We start from the raw sequence: 19,242 nt of genomic DNA, 5'->3' as shown, positions 1-19,242 counted from the left end.
TCACCGGACCGGGCCGGTAACGGCCCGGCCACGTAGGCCGATCACCTGACGACGGCCGCACCCGCTCCCCCGCCCCCCACGCGGTCGTCGATCGACGTGGAGGTTCGTCATGGACGGCACCCGTATGCGGCTCGCCGCGCTGGCCGGCCCGCTCACCGTCGGCCTCGTCCTCGGGGTCGCCGCGCTGCTGGAGTCCCCCGCGGACCGGCCGCCCGTCGGCGCCCCGGAGCCCGTCGGCACCCTGCCCGCGACGACCGCGGCGACCGCCGCGAGCGCGCCGGCGATGCTCGGCCTCCCGCCCGCCACCCGGGCGTCGGAACCGGCGCGCGAGGCGCGGGCGAACCCCGCGCCGGCCCCCGCCCCGGTGCCGGCGCACACCGCCGCCGGGCACTGAGCGACCGCCGCGGCACGGTCTCGCCGACTGAGGTCAGGGCAGCATAACCGCAGGTCAGGGCATCCTCAGTCGTGCACGCGACGCCGTCCGGGGGCACCATGGACGGCATGAAGGTCATCGTGGATTTCGACCGCTGCGAGAGCAACGCGGTGTGCATGGGTGTCGCCCCGGAGGTGTTCGAGGTGCGGGACGACGACTACCTCTACATCCTCGACGAGAACCCGGCCGAGGCCCTGCGGCCGCAGGTCGAGGAGGCGGCGCGCAGCTGCCCGAAGGCGGCCATCACCGTCGAGGGCTGACAACCGCACCCGGGCCGTCCGGCAGTTGCCGCACCCGGGCTCGGCGGCGAGGATCGCAGCAGAGCACCGCCTGCGAAGGAGCCGCCCGTGACGCACCCGGACAACGCCACCGCCGACGTCTGGACGACGCCGCTGACCCCGCTCGCCTTCCTCGCCCGGTCGGCGGACGTGTTCGCCGACCGGACGGCGATCGTCTACGGCGACCGCAGGCACAGCTACGCCGAGTTCGCGGCGGAGGCGACACGGGTGGCGCAGGGGCTTCGCGCGTCCGGCGTCGGACCGGGCGACCGGGTGGCGTACCTGCTGCCGAACGTGCCGGAGATGCTGGTCGCACACTTCGCGGTGCCGCTGGCCGGCGCGATCCTGGTCGCGATCAACACGCGGCTCTCCACCGAGGAGGTCCGCTACATCCTCGACCACTCGGGCGCGACGGTGCTGGTCGTCGACAACGTGCTGTACGAGACGGTGCGCCCGGTCGCCGGCGAGCTGCGGACGGTCCGCGAGATCGTCTCGGTGACCGATCCGGCGGCGCCGGGCGACGGCGTCGGGTCCGGCCTGTCCTACGCCGACCTGCTCGCCCGCGGCTCGGACGATCCGCTGCCGTGGGCGGTCGACGACGAGCGGTCGACCATCACGATCAACTACACGTCCGGGACGACCGGCAACCCCAAGGGTGTCGAGTACCACCACCGCGGCGCGTACCTGAACTCGTTCGGCGAGATCGTGCACTCGTCGCACTCCGCGGACACCGTGTACCTGTGGACGCTGCCGATGTTCCACTGCAACGGCTGGTGCACGCCGTGGGCGGTGACGGCGATCGGCGGCACCCATGTCTGCCTGCGCGAGGTCCGCGGCGACACGATCTGGCGGCTGATCACCGAGCACGGCGTGACGCACCTCAACGGGGCGCCCACGGTCGTCACGACGATCATGAACTCGCCGGAGGCGGTCACCCTCGACTACCAGCTGGTGGTGACGACGGCGGGCGCGCCGCCGTCGCCGACGACGATCCTGCAGATGGAGCGGATGGGCTTCCGGATCGTGCACGTCTACGGCCTCACCGAGACCTACGGGCCCTACACGGTGAACCAGTACCAGCGGGAGTGGGACGCGCTCGACGGCGAGGAGCGCGCCCGGCTGCAGGCCCGGCAGGGGGTCGGGATGGTCTGCGCGGACCGGGTCCGGGTGGTCGACGAGCAGATGAACGACGTCCCGCGCGACGGCGCCACGATGGGCGAGATCGTGATGCGCGGCAACAACGTCATGAAGGGCTACTACCTGGACCCGGAGAAGACGGCCGAAGCGTTCGCGGGCGGCTGGTTCCACTCCGGGGACCTGGGCGTGGTGCACCCGGACGGCTACGTGGAGCTGCGCGACCGCGCCAAGGACGTGGTGATCTCCGGCGGCGAGAACATCTCCACCGTCGAGGTGGAGCAGGCGATCGTTTCGCACGACGCGGTGCTGGAGGCGGCGGTGGTCGGCGTCCCGGACGAGAAGTGGGGCGAGGTCTGCAAGGCGTTCGCGGTGCTCAAGCCGGGCCGGACCGCCGAGCCCGCCGAGCTGATCGAGCACGTGAAGTCGCGGATCGCCCGGTACAAGGCCCCCAAGCACGTCGACATCGTCGACGAGCTGCCCAAGACCTCGACCGGCAAGGTGCAGAAGTTCGAGCTGCGCGAGAAGGAGTGGGCCGCCCGCGGCGGGGCCTCCCGCATCCAGGGTTAGGTCACGTTCGTTCGAGGCGGAACGGTCAATCGGTTAGCATTGCTCAAGTGAGTGTCGCGAGCAGGCTCCCGGTGGCCGCCCCCGCCGGGCCGTCCGCGTTCCGGGTGGCCGCCGGGGCGGTCACCGTGACGACCGTGTCGGTGCTGCCGGTGTTCCTCACCGGCGCGCTGGCCGTCCAGCTCTCCGCCGATCTCGGGTTCGACCCGGCCGGCCTCGGCCTGGTGGTCGCGCTCTACTTCGGGGTGAGCGCGCTGTTCTCGCTGCCGGTCGGGATGGTCGTCGAGCGGGTCGGCTCCCGGGTGACCAGCCGGATCGCGGTGGCCGGCGCTGCGGTGCTGATGGCCGCGATGGCGGTCGGCGCCCGCTCGTACTTGTCGTTGGTCGCGCTGCTGCTGTGCGGCGCGTGGTGCAACGTGATGGGCCAGCTGTCGTCGAACCTGACGCTGGCCCGGACGGTGCCCGCGCACCGGATGGGCCTGTCGTTCGGCGTCAAGCAGGCGGCGATCCCGGCCGCGACGCTGCTCGCCGGCCTCGCGGTGCCCGTCGTCGCGCTCACCATCGGCTGGCGGTGGGCGTACGCGATCGGCGCGGTGCTCGCGCTGGCCGCGCTCGCCGCCTGCCCCCGCGTCGACGCCACCCCCGCCGCCCGCCCGGTGAAGGGCGACCGGGCGACCGGGGCGCTCGCCGTGATCGGCGTGGCGGCCGGCCTGGCCGCCGGGACCGCGACCGCGCTGGGCATCTTCCTGGTCGCCTCCGCCGTGGACCGGGGCATCGATCCCGGTCTGGCCGGTCTGATGCTGACGATGGGCAGCATCGTCGGGCTCACCATCCGGATGCTGCACGGCTGGCTGGCCGACCGGCGCACCGGCGGGCACGTCGCCGTCGTCGCGGGCAGCCTCGCCGCAGGAGCGATCGGGTTCGTGCTGCTGGCCGTGCCCGGCACCCCGGCGCTGGTCGTCGGGGTCGTGCTGGCCTTCGGGCTCGGCTGGGCCTGGCCGGGGCTGCTGCAGTTCGCGGTGGTCCGGCTGAACCCCTCCGCGCCCGCAGCCGCGACGTCGATCGTGCAGCTCGGGGTGTACGCCGGCGGGTTCGCCGGCCCGATCCTGTTCGGCTGGCTCGCCACCCACGAGGGTTTCCCGACCGCCTGGTCGGTCAACGCCGGCGTGATGCTGGTGTCGGCCGTGCTGATGCTGGTCGGGCGGCGGATGTTGCTGTCGCACGCCCGCCGCGCCGCCGACCGAGCGTGAGCCCCGACCTCGGTTGCCGCCCCCGGGCCGCGGTCACCTGTCGCTGCGCAGGCGGCGGCCGTACCAGGCGTTCCATCCCGCTATCCCCACCACCACGGTCACGGTGAGTGCCTCGGTGAGCCCGACCGCGACCGGGATCGGGAGCAGATAGACCAGCGGTATCCGGGCGAGCGCCTCGATCAGCAGGCCGACGCCCCAGACCGTGGACAGGACCCGGTGGCCGCGGCGGGCCGCCGGGCTGGTCGCGTACTCGTGGGCGGCCTGCGCGGCGTGTGCGGGAGCGAAGCTCTGCATCGCGGCCAGGGTGAGTGGGCGGCGCCCGCGTGCCACGGTCACCAGGAACACCAGGCCCACCGCGGCGGTGATGAACGACGTGCGCAGCAGCAGCGTGCGTGGGTCCCCGGTGGACAGCGCCAGCACGAAGCCGATGCCGCACACCAGCAGCATGATCAGGGCGAACGCATTGAGGGTGCGACTGCGCATCGCGGACCAGGCCACCCTCGTGGCCGCGAGCCCGGACGCGACGAGCAGCGCCATCCAGTCGCCGGCACCGAGCAGGTGCAACACGTAGTAGCCGGCCACCGGGAGTCCGACGTCGAGCAGCAACCCGCGCAGCATGACCAGCGACCCGGGCGTGCCTGCGCGGTCGGTGGTGGGCGGGTCGTCCGCGACGTTCACCACGTCCGGCCACCCGTGTCAGGGGTCCGCGACCCGTGTAACCCGGCGGGCGCCCTCCGTGGCGACTCGTCGTCGAGGACCGGGGCGAGGTGGCCCCGAAGGTCGGGCGGATGGTCGGTGGTCACCATGCGAACGAGCATCACCTGTCGTGTATAACCTGTCAATACTGACATGTCATTTTTGATAGGTCTGGTCGTGCGATGTCGCTCCCGCACGTGTACCCGTCCGTCCAGCGCTGCCCCTGGAGCGGTCGAGGACGACCGAGGCCCTCCCCGGACATCCGGGGAGGGCCTCGTCGTGCACCGGGCCGCGCTCGTGCGTGACCACCGAGTGCCGCCGGTCGGGCGGCACCGCTGCGCGCGGATCGGCGCGCGTGGGGCGGTCAGCCGACCTGGTTCAGCCAGGCACCGCGCTCGGAGGAGAAGTTCATCGGGTCGAAGAGCAGCACGAACTGTCCCGCGTCCCCGTTGGCGTGGTCGAAGCAGACCGTTCCGCTGGTTGTGCCGCCCGGGGCGAGGTCACCGGCGGACAGCACCCGGTCGGCTCCCAGCAGCGACGTCATCAGGGCCGCGCCGTTCGGGTCCTGCAGCTTCCAGTCGAAGCCGCCGTTGAAGCTGCCGGGCGTCGTCCCGGCGTTGGTGTAGGTGACGTCCGCGCACAGCGTCTGCCCGATGGTCGAGTCCCCCGGCCGCAGCGCGCTCGCCGAGATCTGCAGGTCACCGACCGTCAGGGTGTCGCCGGCGTTGCCGACGACGTCGTTCGCCGTCGCGCCGGGGAACGCCCCGGAGCTGTCCGTGGCCGGCTCGCCGGATGCGGGCACCGGTGCGGCCGGGGCGGCCGTCGAGATGTCCGACGCCACCGACGCGAAGGCCGAGGCGTAGAGGATGCACACCAGCAGCCCCAGCGCCGACAGCACGGTCCCGCTGATCGCCACACCCCGGTTGTTCGCCTTCCCGCGGCTCACCCGCACGATCCCCAGCACGCCGAAGACCAGGCCCAGGATCACCAGCGGCCAGGCGATCACCCCGACGAACGGGATCAGCGAGAACAACAGCCCGAGGATGCCGAGCACCAGCGCAGTGGTGCCGAAGCCGTTGCGCGGCAGCTCGACCGGGACCCGCGGGGCGGGTCCGCCCCGCTGCTGGGGGACGGCGGAGCGCTGGGCGGCCGTCGGCCACGCCTCGGTCCCGGCCGGCGGGATCGGGCCGCCGGGGCGGGTGTTGCCGAACGGCGGGCCGCCGAACGGGACCTGCGGGTGGCCGTCGTAGTACTGGCCGGGCTGTCCGGGCTGCGGGCCCTGCTGGTGTCCGGCCCACTGCTGCGGTCCGGTCTGTCGCGGGTCCGGGCCGTACTGCTGCTGCGGGTACCGGCCCTGGGCGGCGTGGCGGGGGTCCTGCTGCGGCGGGCCGGGCTGGGCCGGGGCGCCGGAGGGGTTCTGCGAGGTGGTCACGCCATGCCTGTCGAGCGACTTCCGGCGGCCGTGTCACCGAACCCGTCCGTCTCAACAAAGTTGACGACCAGTTCGGGCCCTGATCACCCGATCGGGCGACAACACGCTGCTGGGTGGCAGCGCGCAACGGACGCCGGGCGGTCGCATCGCCGCCGGACCGTGCCCGTCCGGCCACCGGGTGCCACGATTCCCGGATGAGCCACACCGTTGTCGTCACCGGCGCCGCCGGGGCACTGGGCCGCGCCGTCGTCGAGGAGTTCCGGTCCCGCGGGCACCGGGTCGCCGCGCTGGGCCGGCCGGGGCCCGCCCTGGACCGGATCGCCGCCGACGGCGTCCATCCGATCGGCGTCGATCTCACCGACCGCGGTGCCGTCGGCGAGGCGTTCGCCCGGATCGACGAGCTCCCCGGCACCATCGGCACGCTGGTCGCGGTGGCCGGCGGCTACGCCGCGGGCGGCCTCGCCGACGCCGAGCCGGACACCCTGCACGGGCTGTTCGACACCAACTACGCCTCGGTGGTCTGGGCGGCGCAGGCTGCGGCCCCGCGGATCGCCGACGCGGGCGGCGGCGCGATCGTCACCGTCGGCGCGAAGGCCGGCGCCACCGGACCGGCCCAGCTGGTGCACGGGACCAGCAAGGCCGCCGTGCACCGGCTCACCGAGCTGCTCGCCGACGAGCTGCGGCCGCAGCGGATCCGGGTCAACGCGGTGCTGCCGTCGGTGATCGACACCCCGGCCAACCGGCAGTGGATGAGCGACGGCGCGGTCGCCCGCGCGGTCACCCCGGCCGCGATCGCCCGGGTGATCGCGTTCCTCGCCGGCCCGGACGCCGCCCCGGTCTCCGGCGCCCTGATCCCGGTGCACGCTGACTCCTGATCCGTCACGGCACCGGCCGGCGGCCGGCGGGCACGACGGCGCGCGCCGGATCCGGCTGCGAGGATGGGCGCATGGCCACCCGACCGCTCCCCCCCGTCGTGACCGGACTCGGCCCGGCGGTGCGCCGGATCCTCGACTGGCCGGTCGACCACGCCGCCGCCTCCGTCGTCGCCGCGGACGGCAGCGTGCTCGCCGACGCGGGCGACACCGACCGCGAGTTCGCGCTCGCCTCGGTGACCAAGCCGCTGTCCGCCTACGCCGTGCTGGTCGCCGTCGAGGAGGGCGCCCTCGACTGGGACGACCCGGCGGGGCCCGAGGGCTCTACCGTCCGGCACCTGATCGCGCACACCTCCGGGCTGGCCTTCGACACAGACCGGGTGCAGGCCGCCCCCGGCGAGCGCCGGATCTACTCGAACACCGGGTTCGCCGTGCTCGCGGACGCCGTGGCCGGGGCGACCGGCATCGGGTTCGCCGACTACCTGCACCAGGCCGTCTGCGAGCCGCTCGGGCTGAGCGGCACCCGACTGGAGGGCGCGGCCGGGGCCGGGGCCGTCTCCACCGCGCGCGACCTGTCCCGGTTCGCCGCGGAGCTGCAGGCGCCCCGGTTGCTGGACCCGCGCACCGTCGCCGAGGCGACGACCGTCGCGTACCCGGGTCTGGACGGGCTGCTGCCCGGCTACGGCAGGCAGAAGCCGAACGACTGGGGGCTCGGCTTCGAGATCCGGGACGGGAAGTCCCCGCACTGGACCGGCACCACGTCCTCGCCCCGCACGTTCGGCCACTTCGGACAGTCCGGCACCTTCCTGTGGGTGGACCCGGACGCCGGCCTCGCCGCCGTCGCCCTCACCGATCGTGACTTCGGCGAGTGGGCCGTGGACGCCTGGCCGGTCTGGACCGACGGCGTCCTCGCCGCGCACCGGTCCTGACCGCACGCAACCGGCCGTCCGGGCCGGTTGCGCAGGTCACAGCCCGCGCGGGACGATCGCCGGATGACGGCGTGGTCGGCGGGTGCGGCGGTGGCCTCGTCGACCGTGCTCGTCGTCGACGACGACGAGCGGGTCCGCACCCTCGTCAGCTGGCAGCTGGAGGCGGACGGGTTCGCCGTCGTCACCGCGCCGGACGGCGCCGCCGCGCTCGACCGGATCGCCTCCGCCCGGCCGGATCTCGTCGTCCTGGACCTGTCGCTGCCCGGCGTCGGCGGCCTGGACGTGCTGCGCCGGGTCCGCCGCGACGACGCCACCACCGGCGGCGCCGCGCTCCCGGTGATCGTGCTGTCCGGGCGCAGCGGCGAGACCGACCGGATCGTCGGCCTCGATCTCGGCGCCGACGACTACCTGGTCAAGCCGTTCTCCCCCGGTGAGCTCGCGGCGCGGGTGCGTTCGGTGCTGCGCCGCTCCGCGCCGGTGCGGCCCGGCGGCGCGGCGGCCCGGGCGGGCGGGCTGCGGGTCGACGAGCCGACCCGCGAGGTCACCGTCGACGGCGACCCGGTGGAGCTGACCGCCCGCGAGTTCGATCTCCTGGCGTTCCTCGCCCGGCACCCGCGGCAGGTGTTCAGCCGCGCCCAGCTGCTGGAGCAGGTGTGGGACGCGGCGCCCGACTGGCGCAGCGAGGCCACCGTGACCGAGCACGTGCACCGGTTGCGGCACAAGCTCCCCGGCGGGGACCGGATCCTGCGCACGGTCCGCGGCGTCGGTTACCGGCTGGAGAGCTGATGACCGTCACCGACGCCGCCTTCGATCTCGACCACGCCGACACGGTCGCGCTGCTGCAGCGGCAGACCGAGCTGCTGGAGCAGATCGCGGCGGGCACCGCGCTGCCCGAGGTGCTCGGCGGCATCACGACCGCGCTGGAGTCGCTCGTCCCCGGCGCCCGGTGCTCGGTGCTGCTGCTCGACGAGGCCCGCACCCGGCTGCGGCACGGCGCCGCCCCCTCACTGCCCCCCGAGTACTCCTCGCGGATCGACGGGATGGCGATCGGCGCCGACGCGGGCTCCTGCGGGGCCGCCGCCTACCTGGGCAGCCCGGTCGTCGCCGAGGACATCGGCACCGACCCGCGCTGGCGCGGGTACCGCGAGCTCGCCGTCCCGTACGGCCTGCGGTCCTGCTGGTCGTCCCCGATCACCGGGCGGGGCGGGGTGCTCGGCACGTTCGCCGTCTACCGGGACCGGACGCACCGGCCGTCCGCCCGCGAGGAGCGCCTGGTCGGGCGGCTCACCCATCTCGCGTCGGTCGCGATCGAGCACGCCGGGCTGTACGGCGCGCTGACCGAGAGCGAGGAGCGGTTCCGGCGGGCGTTCGCCGACAACGCCACCGGGATGGCCCTGGCCGCACCCGACGGCACCGTCACCGAGGCCAACCGGGCGCTGACCGAGCTGCTGGGCCGCGACGTGCGCGGCGAGACCGTCGACGACGTCCTGGTCCCGGTCCCCGGCGGTGAGGCCAGGGCGCACCGGCCGGACGGCACGGAGCTGGAGCTGGCGGTCACGGCGTCGGAGATCTGCGGCCCGGACGGCCGGCCGGTGCAGCTGTCGGTCGCCGTGCTCGACCTGACCCAGCGGCGCGCGGCGCTGCGCGAGCGGCAGGCCCGGCACGAGGCCGAGGTTGCCCGCGCCGCCGCCGAGGCGGCGAGCCACGCCAAGTCCCGGTTCGTCGCCGCCCTCGGCCACGAGCTGCGTACCCCGCTGCAGGCGATCTCCGGGTTCGCCGAGCTGCTCGGCACCCTCGATCTGCCGGTGGAGCGCCGCGGCGCGGCGCTCGAACACATCTCCGGGGCGACCACGCACATCCTGTCGCTGGTCGACGACGTCCTCGACGTCGCGCGGATCGAGGCGGGCGCGCTGCCCACCCATCCGGTCGATCTCGACCTGCGGCCGCTCGCCGACGAGGTGCTGGACCTGCTGCGGCCGATGGCCGACGAGCGCGGAGTGACCCTGCAGCACGACGGCCGCGGCCCGGTGACGGCCCGGGCCGATCCCCGGCGGCTGCGCCAGGTGCTGATCAACCTCGTCGGGAACGGCATCCGCTACAACCGGCCCGGTGGCCGGGTGTCGGTCACGGTGACGTCCGGGACGCCGGTCCGGCTCGTCGTCGCGGACTCCGGTCGCGGCATCCCGGACGGCACCGCCGACCGGCTGTTCGTCGCGTTCGACCGGCTGGACCGCGACGAGCCCGGCGACGAGGGGGTCGGGCTCGGTCTGCCGCTGGCCCGCGGCCTGGTCGAGGCGATGGGCGGCTCACTCACCCTCGACTCGGTGGTCGGCACCGGGACGACCGCGGTGGTCACGCTGCCCGCCCCGCCCCGCCCCGGCGCGGCCGACCGCCGATCGGCCCTGAGCGCTGCCGCCCGGCGTGCCGGCACCCCCGGGAATGAACCGGCGGCGCCGCCCGTTGGAACGGTCGTCCGAGCCGGGCGACCCGAGTCCCCGGGCCGCAATGGATAACAGCCGCCGCGGAATACCGTCCGGCAGGAGCCGCGGTGCGCCACTCGCCGCGAGGCGACCGGCGTCCGGTTCGGACACCTGATCCATCCCTCCGAAATCCGATTGCTCCCCGCTGCGAGCCCGATCACCATGGTCGGCGTCCGCCCGGTCCCGGGCGAGCAGGCACACTGAGTGAACGATGTCCAGCGAACCCGCCCCGTCCGCCGACGACCGTCCCGCACGCGGGAGCGGCAGGCCCCCGCGTCCGCGCCGTCCCCGCCAGGACTCCGCGGACCGGAAGACCGACATCAGCAACCTGACGATCGATGACGAGGCCGCAGCGCAGGCCGCCCCCGGGACGGAGGGCGCCGCACGCGGCCGTCCGGCCCGTGAGCAGCAGCGCCGACCGCGCCGCCGCGGGCCACGGGGCCGGAGCGCTGCCGTCACGGCGCCCGGCCCCGCCCACGTGGGTGGTCGCGGCGGTCCCGACCGCGGCGACCACCCACGTGTGGCGCCGCCCGTCAGCTATCCCGCGACGCTGCCGGTGTCCGCGCGGCGCGCGGACATCGCCGAGGCCATCCGGGACAACCAGGTCGTGATCGTGGCCGGCGAGACCGGCTCCGGGAAGACGACGCAGCTCCCGAAGATCTGCCTGGAGCTCGGCCGCGGGGTGCACGGGATGATCGGCCACACCCAGCCGCGCCGGCTCGCCGCGCGCACGGTGGCCGCCAGGATCGCCGAGGAGCTGGGCGTCGAGCTCGGCAGCACGGTCGGCTGGAAGGTCCGGTTCACCGACCAGGTCGGCGACGACACCATGGTCAAGCTGATGACCGACGGCATCCTGCTGGCCGAGCTGGCCGGCGACAAGGACCTCCGCCGGTACGACACGCTGATCATCGACGAGGCGCACGAGCGCAGCCTCAACATCGACTTCATCCTCGGCTACCTGACCCGGCTGCTGCCCCGCAGGCCGGATCTCAAGGTGATCATCACGTCGGCGACGATCGACCCGGAGCGGTTCGCCCGGCACTTCGGCGGCGAGCAGAAGCCCGCGCCGATCGTCGAGGTCTCCGGCCGCACCTACCCGGTCGAGGTGCGCTACCGCCCCGTCGTCGACCCGGACGACCCGGACGCCGATCCCGACCGGCAGCTGGACGACGCGATCGGCGACGCGGTCGTCGAGCTGCAGCGTGAGGGCCCGGGCGACGTGCTGGTCTTCCTCCCCGGTGAGCGCGAGATCCGCGATGCGGCCGAGGCCCTGGAACGGCGCAACCTGCCGGGCACCGAGATCCTGCCGCTCTACGCCCGGCTGTCGACGGCCGAGCAGCAGCGGGTCTGGCAGCCGCACACCGGCAACCGGGTGGTGCTCGCGACCAACGTCGCCGAGACGTCGCTGACCGTCCCGGGCGTCCGCTACGTCGTCGACACCGGGACCGCGCGCATCTCCCGCTACTCGCGCCGGCTCAAGGTGCAGCGGCTGCCGATCGAGAAGATCTCCCAGGCGTCGGCGAACCAGCGGTCCGGCCGCTGCGGCCGGACCAGCGACGGCATCGCGATCCGGCTGTACTCCGCCGACGACTTCGACGCCCGCCCCGAGTTCACCGATCCGGAGATCCTGCGCACCAACCTGGCGTCGGTCGTGCTGCAGATGATCGCGCTGGACCTGGGCGAGATCTCCGAGTTCCCGTTCGTCGAGCCGCCGGACCGGCGCGCCGTCGCCGACGGCCTGGACCTGCTGCACGAGCTCGGCGCGCTGCGGCCCGACCGGCGCTCGCTGACCGCGGTCGGGCACTCGCTGTCCCGGCTGCCGGTCGATCCGCGGCTGGGCCGGATGCTGGTCGAGGCGCACCGCAACGGCTGCCTGCGCGAGGTGCTCGTCATCGCCGCGGCACTGTCCGTGCAGGATCCGCGGGAGCGGCCCACCGAGCAGCGGCAGGCCGCCGACGACAAACACCGCCGGTTCGCCGTCGACGGCTCGGACTTCCTCGCCTTCCTGCGGCTCTGGGACCACCTCGGGGAACGACGCGACGCGCTGTCGGGCAACCGGTTCCGCCGCGAGCTGCGCGAGGACCTCCTGCACTACCTGCGGGTGCGCGAGTGGTGGGACCTGCACGGCCAGCTCCGCCAGGCCGCCCGCAGCGCCGGGATGGACCGCGGCGACTCCGATCCCGACTGGACCGGGCGCGCCGATGTCATCCACCAGTCGCTGCTGGCCGGGCTGCTGTCCCAGGTCGGCATACAGGACCCGCTCGCCGAGAAGTCCGGTACCGGCAGGGCCGCCGCCAAGAAGGACCGCAAGGGCCCGAAGGACTACCTCGGCGCGCGCGGCGCGAAGTTCGCGATCTGGCCCGGCTCCGGGCTCGCGAAGAAGCCGCCGCGCTGGGTGATGGCCGCCGAGCTCGTCGAGACGACCCGGTTGTGGGCGCGCACCGTGGCACCGGTGAAGCCGGAGTGGGTCGAGCCGCTCGCCGGACATCTCGTCAAGAAGACGTATTCGGAACCGCGCTGGTCACGCAAGCGGGGCAGTGCCGTGGCGACCGAGCGGGTCACGCTGCACGGGCTGCCGCTGGTCGCCGACCGGACCGTCGCCTACGGGCGGGTGGATCCCGAGGTGAGCCGCGACCTGTTCCTCCGGCACGCCCTCGTCGAGGGCGACTGGGAGACCCGGCACGGGTTCTTCCACGCCAACCGCGAGCTGCTCGACGACGCCGAGGAGCTCGAGCACCGCGCCCGCCGCCGCGACCTGGTGGTCGACGAGGACACCCTGTTCGCGTTCTACGACGAGCGGGTGCCCGCCTCGGTGGTGTCCGGCAAGCACTTCGACCGCTGGTGGTCCGAGGAGTCGCAGCGCAGCCCCGGCCTGCTCGACTACTCCGAGGACCTGCTCGCCACCGAGGCCGCGCGCGAGGTCGATCGCGGGCAGTATCCCGACCACGTGGCCGCGGGCGGGCTGTCGCTGCCGCTGTCGTACGCGTTCGAGCCGGGTCACCACACCGACGGCGTGACCGTCGACGTCCCGGTGGCGGCGCTGCACCAGGTCGACCCGACGCCGTTCACCTGGCAGGTCCCCGGGCTGCGGGAGGAGCTGGTCACCGCGCTCATCCGGACCCTGCCGCGGAACCTGCGCCGCAACTTCTCCCCGGCACCCGACCATGCCCGCGCCGTGCTCGGCCGGCTGCGCGGGCACACCGACGAACCGCTGCTCGACGGCCTGGAGCGCGAGCTGGGCCGGATGCGCAACGTCGAGATCCGGCGGGACGACTGGGAGCTGGAACGGCTCCCCGACCACCTCACCGTCACTTTCCGGATTCTTGACGAGAACGACGTCGAGCTGGCCCGCGGCACCGACCTGGACCGGCTGCGGCGCGAGCTGGCACCGAAGGTGCGCGCGGAGCTGGCTGCGGCGGGCACCGGGATCGAGGCGACCGGACTGACCTCCTGGACGATCGGCGAGCTGCCCCGGGAGCTGCCGATCCGGCGCGGCGCGCACGTCGTCACCGGCTATCCGGGGCTGCGCGACCGCGGCACCACCGCCGAGGTCCGGGTCTACGCCACCGCCGCCGAACGCGATCCCGCGCACCACCGCGGGGGGCGCCGGCTGCTGCTGCTCGCCACCCCGAACCCGGGTCGCCAGGTGCAGCGCGGGCTGGACAACCGGGCGCGGCTCGCGCTGTCCCGCAACCCGCACGGCTCGCTCGACGCGCTGCTCGACGACTGCACCACGGCCGCCGCCGATCACCTGATCGGCCGGGGCGGCGGCGACCCGTTCGACGAGGCGCAGTTCCTCCGGCTCGCCGAGCTGCTGCGGATGCGGCTGCCCGCGACGACCCTGCAGGTGCTCGACGCCGTCCGCGGCGTCCTGGAGGTCTGGCACCGGGTGGGTGCGGCGCTCGCCGACCTGCGCGGCCCGGCCACCCGGGACGGGGTCACCGACGCGACCGCGCTCATGGACCGGCTGGTCCGGCCCGGCTTCGTCACCGACGCCGGGGCCGTCCGGCTCGGCGACGTCAAGCGGTACCTGCAGGCCCTGGAGCTGCGGCTGGAGAAGCTGCGCGCCGATCCCGGCCGGGACGCCCGGTGGACCGCGGAGCTGGCGCCGGTCGAGGCCGAGTACCGGGGTCTGCTCGCCGCCCTGCCCGCGGGCACCGAGCCCTCGCCGCGGCTGCGCGAGATCGGCTGGATGATCGAGGAGCTGCGGGTGTCGCTGTATGCGCACCCGATGCGGACCCGCTACCCGGTCTCCGTGCAGCGGGTCGAGCGCGCGATCGACGAGCTGCCCCCGCCGGCCTGAGAATCCGGCGGATTCTGTCGGGGGTCGGCGGCACACTGCCCGGTATGAGCACCAGTCCCGCGGGCACCGGCCCGCCGATCGCCAGGTTCGCACTGTTCGCCCTCGACTGCCCCGATCCGCTCGAGCTGGCCCGGTTCTACTCACGGCTGACGGGCTGGCCGATCGCCGAGCAGACCGACGCCGACTGGGTCGAGCTCGACTCCGGCGGCGCCGGCCCCACGCTGGCGTTCCAGCAGATCGCCGAGGGCGGGTTCAGCCCGCCGGAGTGGCCGGGCCAGGAGCGCCCGCAACGCGGTCATGCCGACTTCGACGTTCCCGATCTCGACGCGGGCGAGGCGGCCGTGCTCGCGATCGGGGCGCGCCGGCACGAGGTCCAGCCCGCACCGGACAGCTTCCGGGTCTTCCTCGATCCGATCGGCCATCCGTTCTGCCTCGTGAAGGCCTGATCGGGGCGGGCGGCCGGCGCGTCACCGAGCGGGCCCGCGGCGGCGGTGTGAGGATCGATGCCGACTCCGACGGCGAGGGGGCCGCGCATCATGTCCGCACCGACCACCCCGTACACCGAGCTCGGCGAGGCACTGGGGACCGACTTCTTCTCGGTGCGCGACCAGTTCACCGACGAGCAGTGGCAGCGGTTCGCCGACACCCGCAGGTTCGTCGACACCGAGGTGCTGCACGACATCAACGACTACTGGGAGCGCGCCGAGCTGCCGTGGCACCTGTTCCGCAGGCTGCCCGAGCTGGGGATCGTCGGCGAGGACATCTCCGGCTACGGCGCCGCCGGGATGAGCCCGCTCGCGCTCGGCCTGGTGCACATGGAGCTGCACCGCGGCGACGGCTCGCTGGGCACCTTCCTCGGCGTGCACGCCGGGCTGGCGATGAAGGCGATCGCGATGTGCGGCTCCGAGGAGCAGCAACAGCGCTGGCTGCCGTCGATGTCGACGATGGACGAGCTCGGCGCATTCGCGCTGACCGAACCGGAGCACGGATCGGACTCGGTCGCCCTGGCGACCACCGCCACCCGGGACGGCGACGGCTGGGTGCTGCGCGGCACCAAGCGCTGGATCGGCAACGGCACCGTCGCCGACCTGGTGATCGTCTGGGCCCGGGACACCGACTCCGGCAACGTGCTCGGCTTCGTCGTCGAGACCCCGGCCGAGGGCTACTCGGCGACCGTCATCCCCGGCAAGGTGTCGCTGCGCGCGCTGTGGCAGGCCGACATCACCCTCGATGGCGTCCGGGTGCCCGATGAGAACCGGCTGGCCGGGGCCCGCACCTTCGCCGACTGCGCCGCCGTGCTCGCCACCACCCGCAGCACCTGCGCCTGGATGGCGCTCGGGCACGCCACCGCCGGCTACGACGCCGCGCTGCGCTACGCGAAGGAACGCGAGCAGTTCGGCAAGCCGCTCGCCGGGTTCCAGATCGTGCAGCAGCGCCTCGTCCGGATGCTCGCCGACCTCACCGGGATGCAGCTGTACTGCATGCAGACGGCCCGGCTCGCCGAGGCCGGGAAACTCTCCCCGACCGTCGCCGGGCTGGCCAAGATGCACAACACCCGCACCGCCCGCACCATCCTCGCCGAGGCCCGCGACCTGCTCGGCGGCAACGGGATCCTGCTGGAGCACCACGTCGTCCGGCACTGGGCGGACATCGAGGCGATCCACACCTTCGAGGGCACCGAGACGATCCAGACACTGATCGTCGGGCGGGACATCACCGGCATCGGCGCCTTCGCCTGAACCCGCCGCGCCCCGTTCCTCCGCGCCCCACCCCTCCGCACCTCGCCCTGCCCAGCCCCGTCCCACCCCGGCCTTTCCGCACCACACACCCCGTGCCCCGCCGAGATGCAGCTCAGCGGGAATTGTTGATCTCCCCGGCCCGCTGATCTGCATCTCGACGAAGCAAGGTGTGCGACGTGGAGCGCCGCGGTGCGGCTCGGCCCGGCGCGACACGGTGCGGCTCGGAGCGGCTCGGCTGGTGCGGTGCGCCCCGGCGCGGCGCGGCCCGGTAGCGCAGCGACCCGACCGGCCCGAGACGGAACCGCCCGCGCTCAGCCCGGCAGCTCCCGCGGCCCCGGGCGCTCACCCCCGAAACGCAGCGCGAGGTCCGCCTGGACCCGCCGGTCCGACCGCTCCGCCAACCACCGCCGCCCACGCCCGGTCCGCGCGACGACCACCGACTCGACGAGGTTGCGCAGCACCTGCGACGGCACGATCCAGGGCAGCGACACCGGCAGCCCGAGGTCCCGCATCCCCTCGGCGCCCAGGAACAGCCGCAGCAGGGACAGCAACCGGCGCCGCTCCCAGCGTCCGCGCAGGCCGGGCCGCTCGTCACGGAGCCCCTCGACCAGCGCACCGGTCAGCCGGGCCCCGTTCGGCGTCACGTCACCCTGGGCCAGCAGCACGTGGTGGTTGAAGGCGTTCTGGTCCCGCTCGGTGGCGAACAACCAGTCGTCGTCGACACCCATCAGCCACCCGATGTAGCGCCAGAGGTGCATGATCGCGGCGGCGTCGGCCCGAGGGACGTGCCTGCCGAGCAGCCGGCAGCCGAGGATCGCGGTGCTGTTGAACAGCCCGAGGGTGGCCGCCAGGTCGGACCGGTTGATCGGCAGCCCGTGCTCGGCGCTGTCCCAACGGTCGCCCCGCTCGAAGCGGTCCGCCACGAGCGCGTGCATGGCCCGGACGTGCAGTGTCGCCCGCCAGCCCTCGCCGCCGCGGGCCATCCCGCCCGGCCGGCTCACCGCGAACCCCCACGCCTGGGTCTCGCCGAGCCGGCGCATCGCTCCGGCGCCGGTCAGGCCGCCGGTGCGGACGAGCAGCTCGGTGGGGCCGCCGTAGCGGTAGCCGCCGATCAGCGACAGCCCGAGCAGCACGTCGTCCCGGCTGCGGCCGAGCCGCCGGTAGGCGCGCCCGCCGCGTTCGAGCAGGTCGGGATCGACCCAGTCCGGCTCGGGGGTGACGGCGGCGAAGAACTCCCGCAACGCCGGCGGTGCGTCGTCGTCCGGTCCACCGGCTTCCAGCGCCCGATGGAAGGCGCGCATGGTCACCCGCTCGGGATCGGCGCGGTCCCGCCCCATGGCGCGGGCCAGCGCGGCGCCGGTCTCGTCGCGGAGCAGCATCCGGCGGCCGAGCTCGTCGAGCAGTGCGGGATCGGGTTCGCGGACCCCGCCGACCAGCGCGAGCGGCCGGGCGATCCGCGCGTTGCGTTCCGGTGAGCTGCGGAAACGGCGGGGGTACACCGGGGTGATCGACGCCTCTGTCACCATGGACGAATGCTGACACGAGCAAGCGCTCGCGTTCAACGCGCGTACCGGGTCCCGGCGTGACCGGTCGCGGCGGGCGGCGGCGGGAACCCCGCCAGGAGCGGTCGCGGCGGATGGTGGAACGGATCGTCGAGGCCGGCCGGGAGGTGCTGGTCACCCGCGGGTACGACGGCGCGTCGACCAACCGGATCGCGGCCGCCGCCGGCGTCTCGCCGGGCTCGCTCTACCAGTACTTCCCGGGCAAGGACGCCGTGCTGGCCGAGGTGCTCGACCGGTACCTCGACGCGATGGAGGCTCGCGTCTCGCGCGCGTTCCTCGACGCCCTGGGCGGGTTGCACGCACCGGAGGCGGGCACCGCACCGGCCGTCCGGGCCACCCTGGAGGCGCTGCTCGACGCGTTCGCCGAGCAGCCCGACCTGGTCCGGGTGATCGCCGAGCAGCTGCCCCGGGCCCCCGGCGGCCGGCGGGCCGCGTTCGCCAGGCGGATCGACGACCTGGTCGCCACCGCCCTGCTCAGCCGCGGCGGCACCGACACCGGCACGGTGCGGGCGGCCGCCTGGACCGTGGTGCGCACGGTCGAGCACCTGACGACCAGCTACGTGCTGGAGTCCCCCGATCTCGACCGTGACGTCCTGCTCGACGAGCTGACCGCGCTCGTCTCCGGCTACCTGGACGCGCGGTGGAGCGGTGGCCGGGTCGCGTCCGACGGGCCGTCCTGACCGGGCTCGGTGGGCAGCCCGGCGGCGGCCCACGCCCGGAAGCCGCCGTCGATGTCGGTGGCCCGGTGCAGGCCGAGATCCTGCAGCGACGCCGCGGCCAGGCTGGAGCTGTACCCCTCTGAGCAGAACAGCACCCAGGTGACGTCGTGGTCGACGGCCTCCGGGATGCGCGCGTCGGACCTCGGATCGAGCCGCCACTCCAGGTGGTTGCGCTCGATCACCAGCGCATCCGGCACCGCGCCCTCCTCGACCCGCTGCCAACCCGGCCGGGTGTCGACGAGCAGCGCCCCGTCCCGCGCGAGCTCCGCGGCCCGGTGCGGGCCGGGCCGGTCCAGCCGGGCCCTGGCCGCAGCGAGGAGGTCCCCGATCGACGTCATCCGACGCCCTGGCCGGGGCGGACCAGCTCGGTCCTGGTGCGGCGCAGCCGCTGGTGTCCCGCGGTGGCGGGCACGTCCTCGACGTCGTAGTACGACATCGCCGACAGCGGCGGCGAGTAGGCGTGCACGCTCACCGCGGGCTCCTCGGCGGTGTTCGCGACGTCGTGCACGTGGCCTAGCGGGAAACCGGCGCCGCGGCCGTGCCGCAGGGTGCGGGTGCGCAGCCCGGACGGGCCGCTCCACCGGCGCTCGGTCAGCGACCCGGACACGACGGTCAGCGCACCGAGCGATCCCGCGTGGTCGTGCAGCTCGGCGATCTGCTCGGTCGCCCAGGAGATCAGCCAGACGTCGCAGAACCCGTCGCTGCGCAGCAACCGGTACCAGCGGCGGTCCGGATCGACGACGACCTCGTGCTGCCCGGCCCGCACCTCCGTGGCGATCAGGCGGGTCAGGTCGAGCAGGTCGTCGAGGTCGTACGGGGTGGGCGCGGCGACCGGCCGCGCGTGCACC

17 protein-coding genes are annotated in these 19,242 nt (G+C 74.4%); 12 read left to right on the top strand and 5 right to left on the bottom strand.

Going from position 1 to position 19,242, the window contains the following annotated elements; all coding sequences use genetic code 11:
• Positions 1–109: 109 nt before the first annotated feature.
• The 4 genes from ABZ881_RS21085 to ABZ881_RS21070 all read left to right on the top strand — a co-directional run bounded on the left by ABZ881_RS21085 (position 110) and on the right by ABZ881_RS21070 (position 3,662).
• On the top strand, positions 110–394 hold the full coding sequence (locus ABZ881_RS21085; RefSeq protein WP_358486921.1) for a hypothetical protein: 285 nt from the start codon (positions 110–112) through the stop codon (positions 392–394).
• Positions 395–501: 107 nt separating this feature from the next.
• On the top strand, positions 502–693 hold the full coding sequence (locus ABZ881_RS21080) for a ferredoxin (RefSeq protein ID WP_344024545.1): 192 nt from the start codon (positions 502–504) through the stop codon (positions 691–693).
• A gap of 87 nt (positions 694–780) precedes the next feature.
• A complete protein-coding gene (locus tag ABZ881_RS21075) occupies positions 781–2,415 on the top strand; it encodes an acyl--CoA ligase family protein (RefSeq protein ID WP_358486920.1) in 1,635 nt (544 codons plus the stop codon).
• A gap of 47 nt (positions 2,416–2,462) precedes the next feature.
• Positions 2,463–3,662, top strand: a complete 1,200-nt coding sequence (locus ABZ881_RS21070) for an MFS transporter (RefSeq protein WP_358486918.1) — start codon at positions 2,463–2,465, stop codon at positions 3,660–3,662.
• A 33-nt stretch (positions 3,663–3,695) separates the two neighbouring features.
• Here the strand turns inward: ABZ881_RS21070 and ABZ881_RS21065 are convergent, their stop codons facing one another.
• Together ABZ881_RS21065 and ABZ881_RS21060 are read right to left on the bottom strand one after the other, a co-directional pair.
• Positions 3,696–4,343, bottom strand: coding sequence for a VC0807 family protein (locus ABZ881_RS21065; protein WP_358486915.1), 648 nt, complete (start codon positions 4,341–4,343; stop codon positions 3,696–3,698).
• A gap of 379 nt (positions 4,344–4,722) precedes the next feature.
• Positions 4,723–5,790 (bottom strand): DUF4352 domain-containing protein, encoded by a 1,068-nt coding sequence (locus tag ABZ881_RS21060; protein WP_358486913.1) that lies wholly within the window; start codon positions 5,788–5,790, stop codon positions 4,723–4,725.
• Positions 5,791–5,984: 194 nt separating this feature from the next.
• Here ABZ881_RS21060 and ABZ881_RS21055 point away from each other — a divergent pair, with 194 nt between their 5' ends.
• The 7 genes from ABZ881_RS21055 (at position 5,985) to ABZ881_RS21025 (ending at position 16,113) form a co-directional block, all read left to right on the top strand.
• On the top strand, positions 5,985–6,665 hold the full coding sequence (locus tag ABZ881_RS21055) for an SDR family NAD(P)-dependent oxidoreductase (RefSeq protein ID WP_358486911.1): 681 nt from the start codon (positions 5,985–5,987) through the stop codon (positions 6,663–6,665).
• Positions 6,666–6,736: 71 nt separating this feature from the next.
• Entirely contained in the window at positions 6,737–7,591 is an 855-nt protein-coding gene (locus tag ABZ881_RS21050) for a serine hydrolase domain-containing protein (RefSeq protein ID WP_358486909.1), read from the top strand.
• 63 nt (positions 7,592–7,654) lie between these two features.
• A complete protein-coding gene (locus ABZ881_RS21045) occupies positions 7,655–8,377 on the top strand; it encodes a response regulator transcription factor (protein WP_358486907.1) in 723 nt (240 codons plus the stop codon).
• Positions 8,377–10,104: an ATP-binding protein gene (locus ABZ881_RS21040; protein WP_358486904.1), complete on the top strand. Its 1,728-nt coding sequence runs from the start codon at positions 8,377–8,379 to the stop codon at positions 10,102–10,104. Before ABZ881_RS21045 ends, ABZ881_RS21040 begins: the two co-directional genes overlap by 1 nt.
• 487 nt (positions 10,105–10,591) lie before the next feature.
• The gene (gene hrpA / locus ABZ881_RS21035) at positions 10,592–14,374 is read left to right on the top strand and encodes an ATP-dependent RNA helicase HrpA (protein ID WP_358486903.1); all 3,783 of its coding nucleotides are present in this window, start codon (positions 10,592–10,594) and stop codon (positions 14,372–14,374) included.
• Positions 14,375–14,418: 44 nt separating this feature from the next.
• Positions 14,419–14,820, top strand: a complete 402-nt coding sequence (locus ABZ881_RS21030) for a VOC family protein (protein ID WP_344024522.1) — start codon at positions 14,419–14,421, stop codon at positions 14,818–14,820.
• Between the two features lie 90 nt (positions 14,821–14,910).
• Entirely contained in the window at positions 14,911–16,113 is a 1,203-nt protein-coding gene (locus tag ABZ881_RS21025; RefSeq protein WP_358486901.1) for an acyl-CoA dehydrogenase family protein, read from the top strand.
• Between the two features lie 311 nt (positions 16,114–16,424).
• Here the strand turns inward: ABZ881_RS21025 and ABZ881_RS21020 are convergent, their stop codons facing one another.
• Entirely contained in the window at positions 16,425–17,639 is a 1,215-nt protein-coding gene (locus tag ABZ881_RS21020) for an oxygenase MpaB family protein (RefSeq protein WP_358486899.1), read from the bottom strand.
• A 110-nt stretch (positions 17,640–17,749) separates the two neighbouring features.
• Between ABZ881_RS21020 and ABZ881_RS21015 the strand changes: the two genes are divergently transcribed.
• A complete protein-coding gene (locus ABZ881_RS21015) occupies positions 17,750–18,355 on the top strand; it encodes a TetR/AcrR family transcriptional regulator (RefSeq protein ID WP_358486897.1) in 606 nt (201 codons plus the stop codon).
• Here the strand turns inward: ABZ881_RS21015 and ABZ881_RS21010 are convergent.
• Positions 18,301–18,732: a rhodanese-like domain-containing protein gene (locus ABZ881_RS21010; protein WP_358486896.1), complete on the bottom strand. Its 432-nt coding sequence runs from the start codon at positions 18,730–18,732 to the stop codon at positions 18,301–18,303. The genes ABZ881_RS21015 and ABZ881_RS21010 overlap by 55 nt on opposite strands.
• A complete protein-coding gene (locus ABZ881_RS21005; RefSeq protein WP_358486894.1) occupies positions 18,729–19,241 on the bottom strand; it encodes a cysteine dioxygenase family protein in 513 nt (170 codons plus the stop codon). The genes ABZ881_RS21010 and ABZ881_RS21005 overlap by 4 nt, the downstream gene beginning before the upstream one ends.
• Between the last annotated feature and the right edge of the window lies 1 nt (position 19,242).

This window comes from Pseudonocardia sp. NPDC046786, from assembly GCF_040645415.1.
GTDB lineage: Bacteria > Actinomycetota > Actinomycetes > Mycobacteriales > Pseudonocardiaceae > Pseudonocardia > Pseudonocardia kongjuensis.
The sequence above is the reverse complement of the archived record's forward strand: the minus strand, read 5'-3'. Positions and strand labels throughout refer to the sequence as shown.

Excerpts from the sequence above, each read along its gene's own strand:
- ABZ881_RS21085 (WP_358486921.1), top strand. The coding sequence starts at position 110 with ATGGACGGCACCCGTATGCGGCTCGCCGCGCTGGCCGGCCCGCTCACC.
- ABZ881_RS21080 (WP_344024545.1), top strand. The coding sequence starts at position 502 with ATGAAGGTCATCGTGGATTTCGACCGCTGCGAGAGCAACGCGGTGTGC.
- ABZ881_RS21055 (WP_358486911.1), top strand. The coding sequence starts at position 5,985 with ATGAGCCACACCGTTGTCGTCACCGGCGCCGCCGGGGCACTGGGCCGC.
- ABZ881_RS21050 (WP_358486909.1), top strand. The coding sequence starts at position 6,737 with ATGGCCACCCGACCGCTCCCCCCCGTCGTGACCGGACTCGGCCCGGCG.
- ABZ881_RS21045 (WP_358486907.1), top strand. The coding sequence starts at position 7,655 with ATGACGGCGTGGTCGGCGGGTGCGGCGGTGGCCTCGTCGACCGTGCTC.
- ABZ881_RS21040 (WP_358486904.1), top strand. The coding sequence starts at position 8,377 with ATGACCGTCACCGACGCCGCCTTCGATCTCGACCACGCCGACACGGTC.
- ABZ881_RS21030 (WP_344024522.1), top strand. The coding sequence starts at position 14,419 with ATGAGCACCAGTCCCGCGGGCACCGGCCCGCCGATCGCCAGGTTCGCA.
- ABZ881_RS21025 (WP_358486901.1), top strand. The coding sequence starts at position 14,911 with ATGTCCGCACCGACCACCCCGTACACCGAGCTCGGCGAGGCACTGGGG.
- ABZ881_RS21020 (WP_358486899.1), bottom strand. The coding sequence starts at position 17,639 with ATGGTGACAGAGGCGTCGATCACCCCGGTGTACCCCCGCCGTTTCCGC.
- ABZ881_RS21015 (WP_358486897.1), top strand. The coding sequence starts at position 17,750 with ATGGTGGAACGGATCGTCGAGGCCGGCCGGGAGGTGCTGGTCACCCGC.
- ABZ881_RS21010 (WP_358486896.1), bottom strand. The coding sequence starts at position 18,732 with ATGACGTCGATCGGGGACCTCCTCGCTGCGGCCAGGGCCCGGCTGGAC.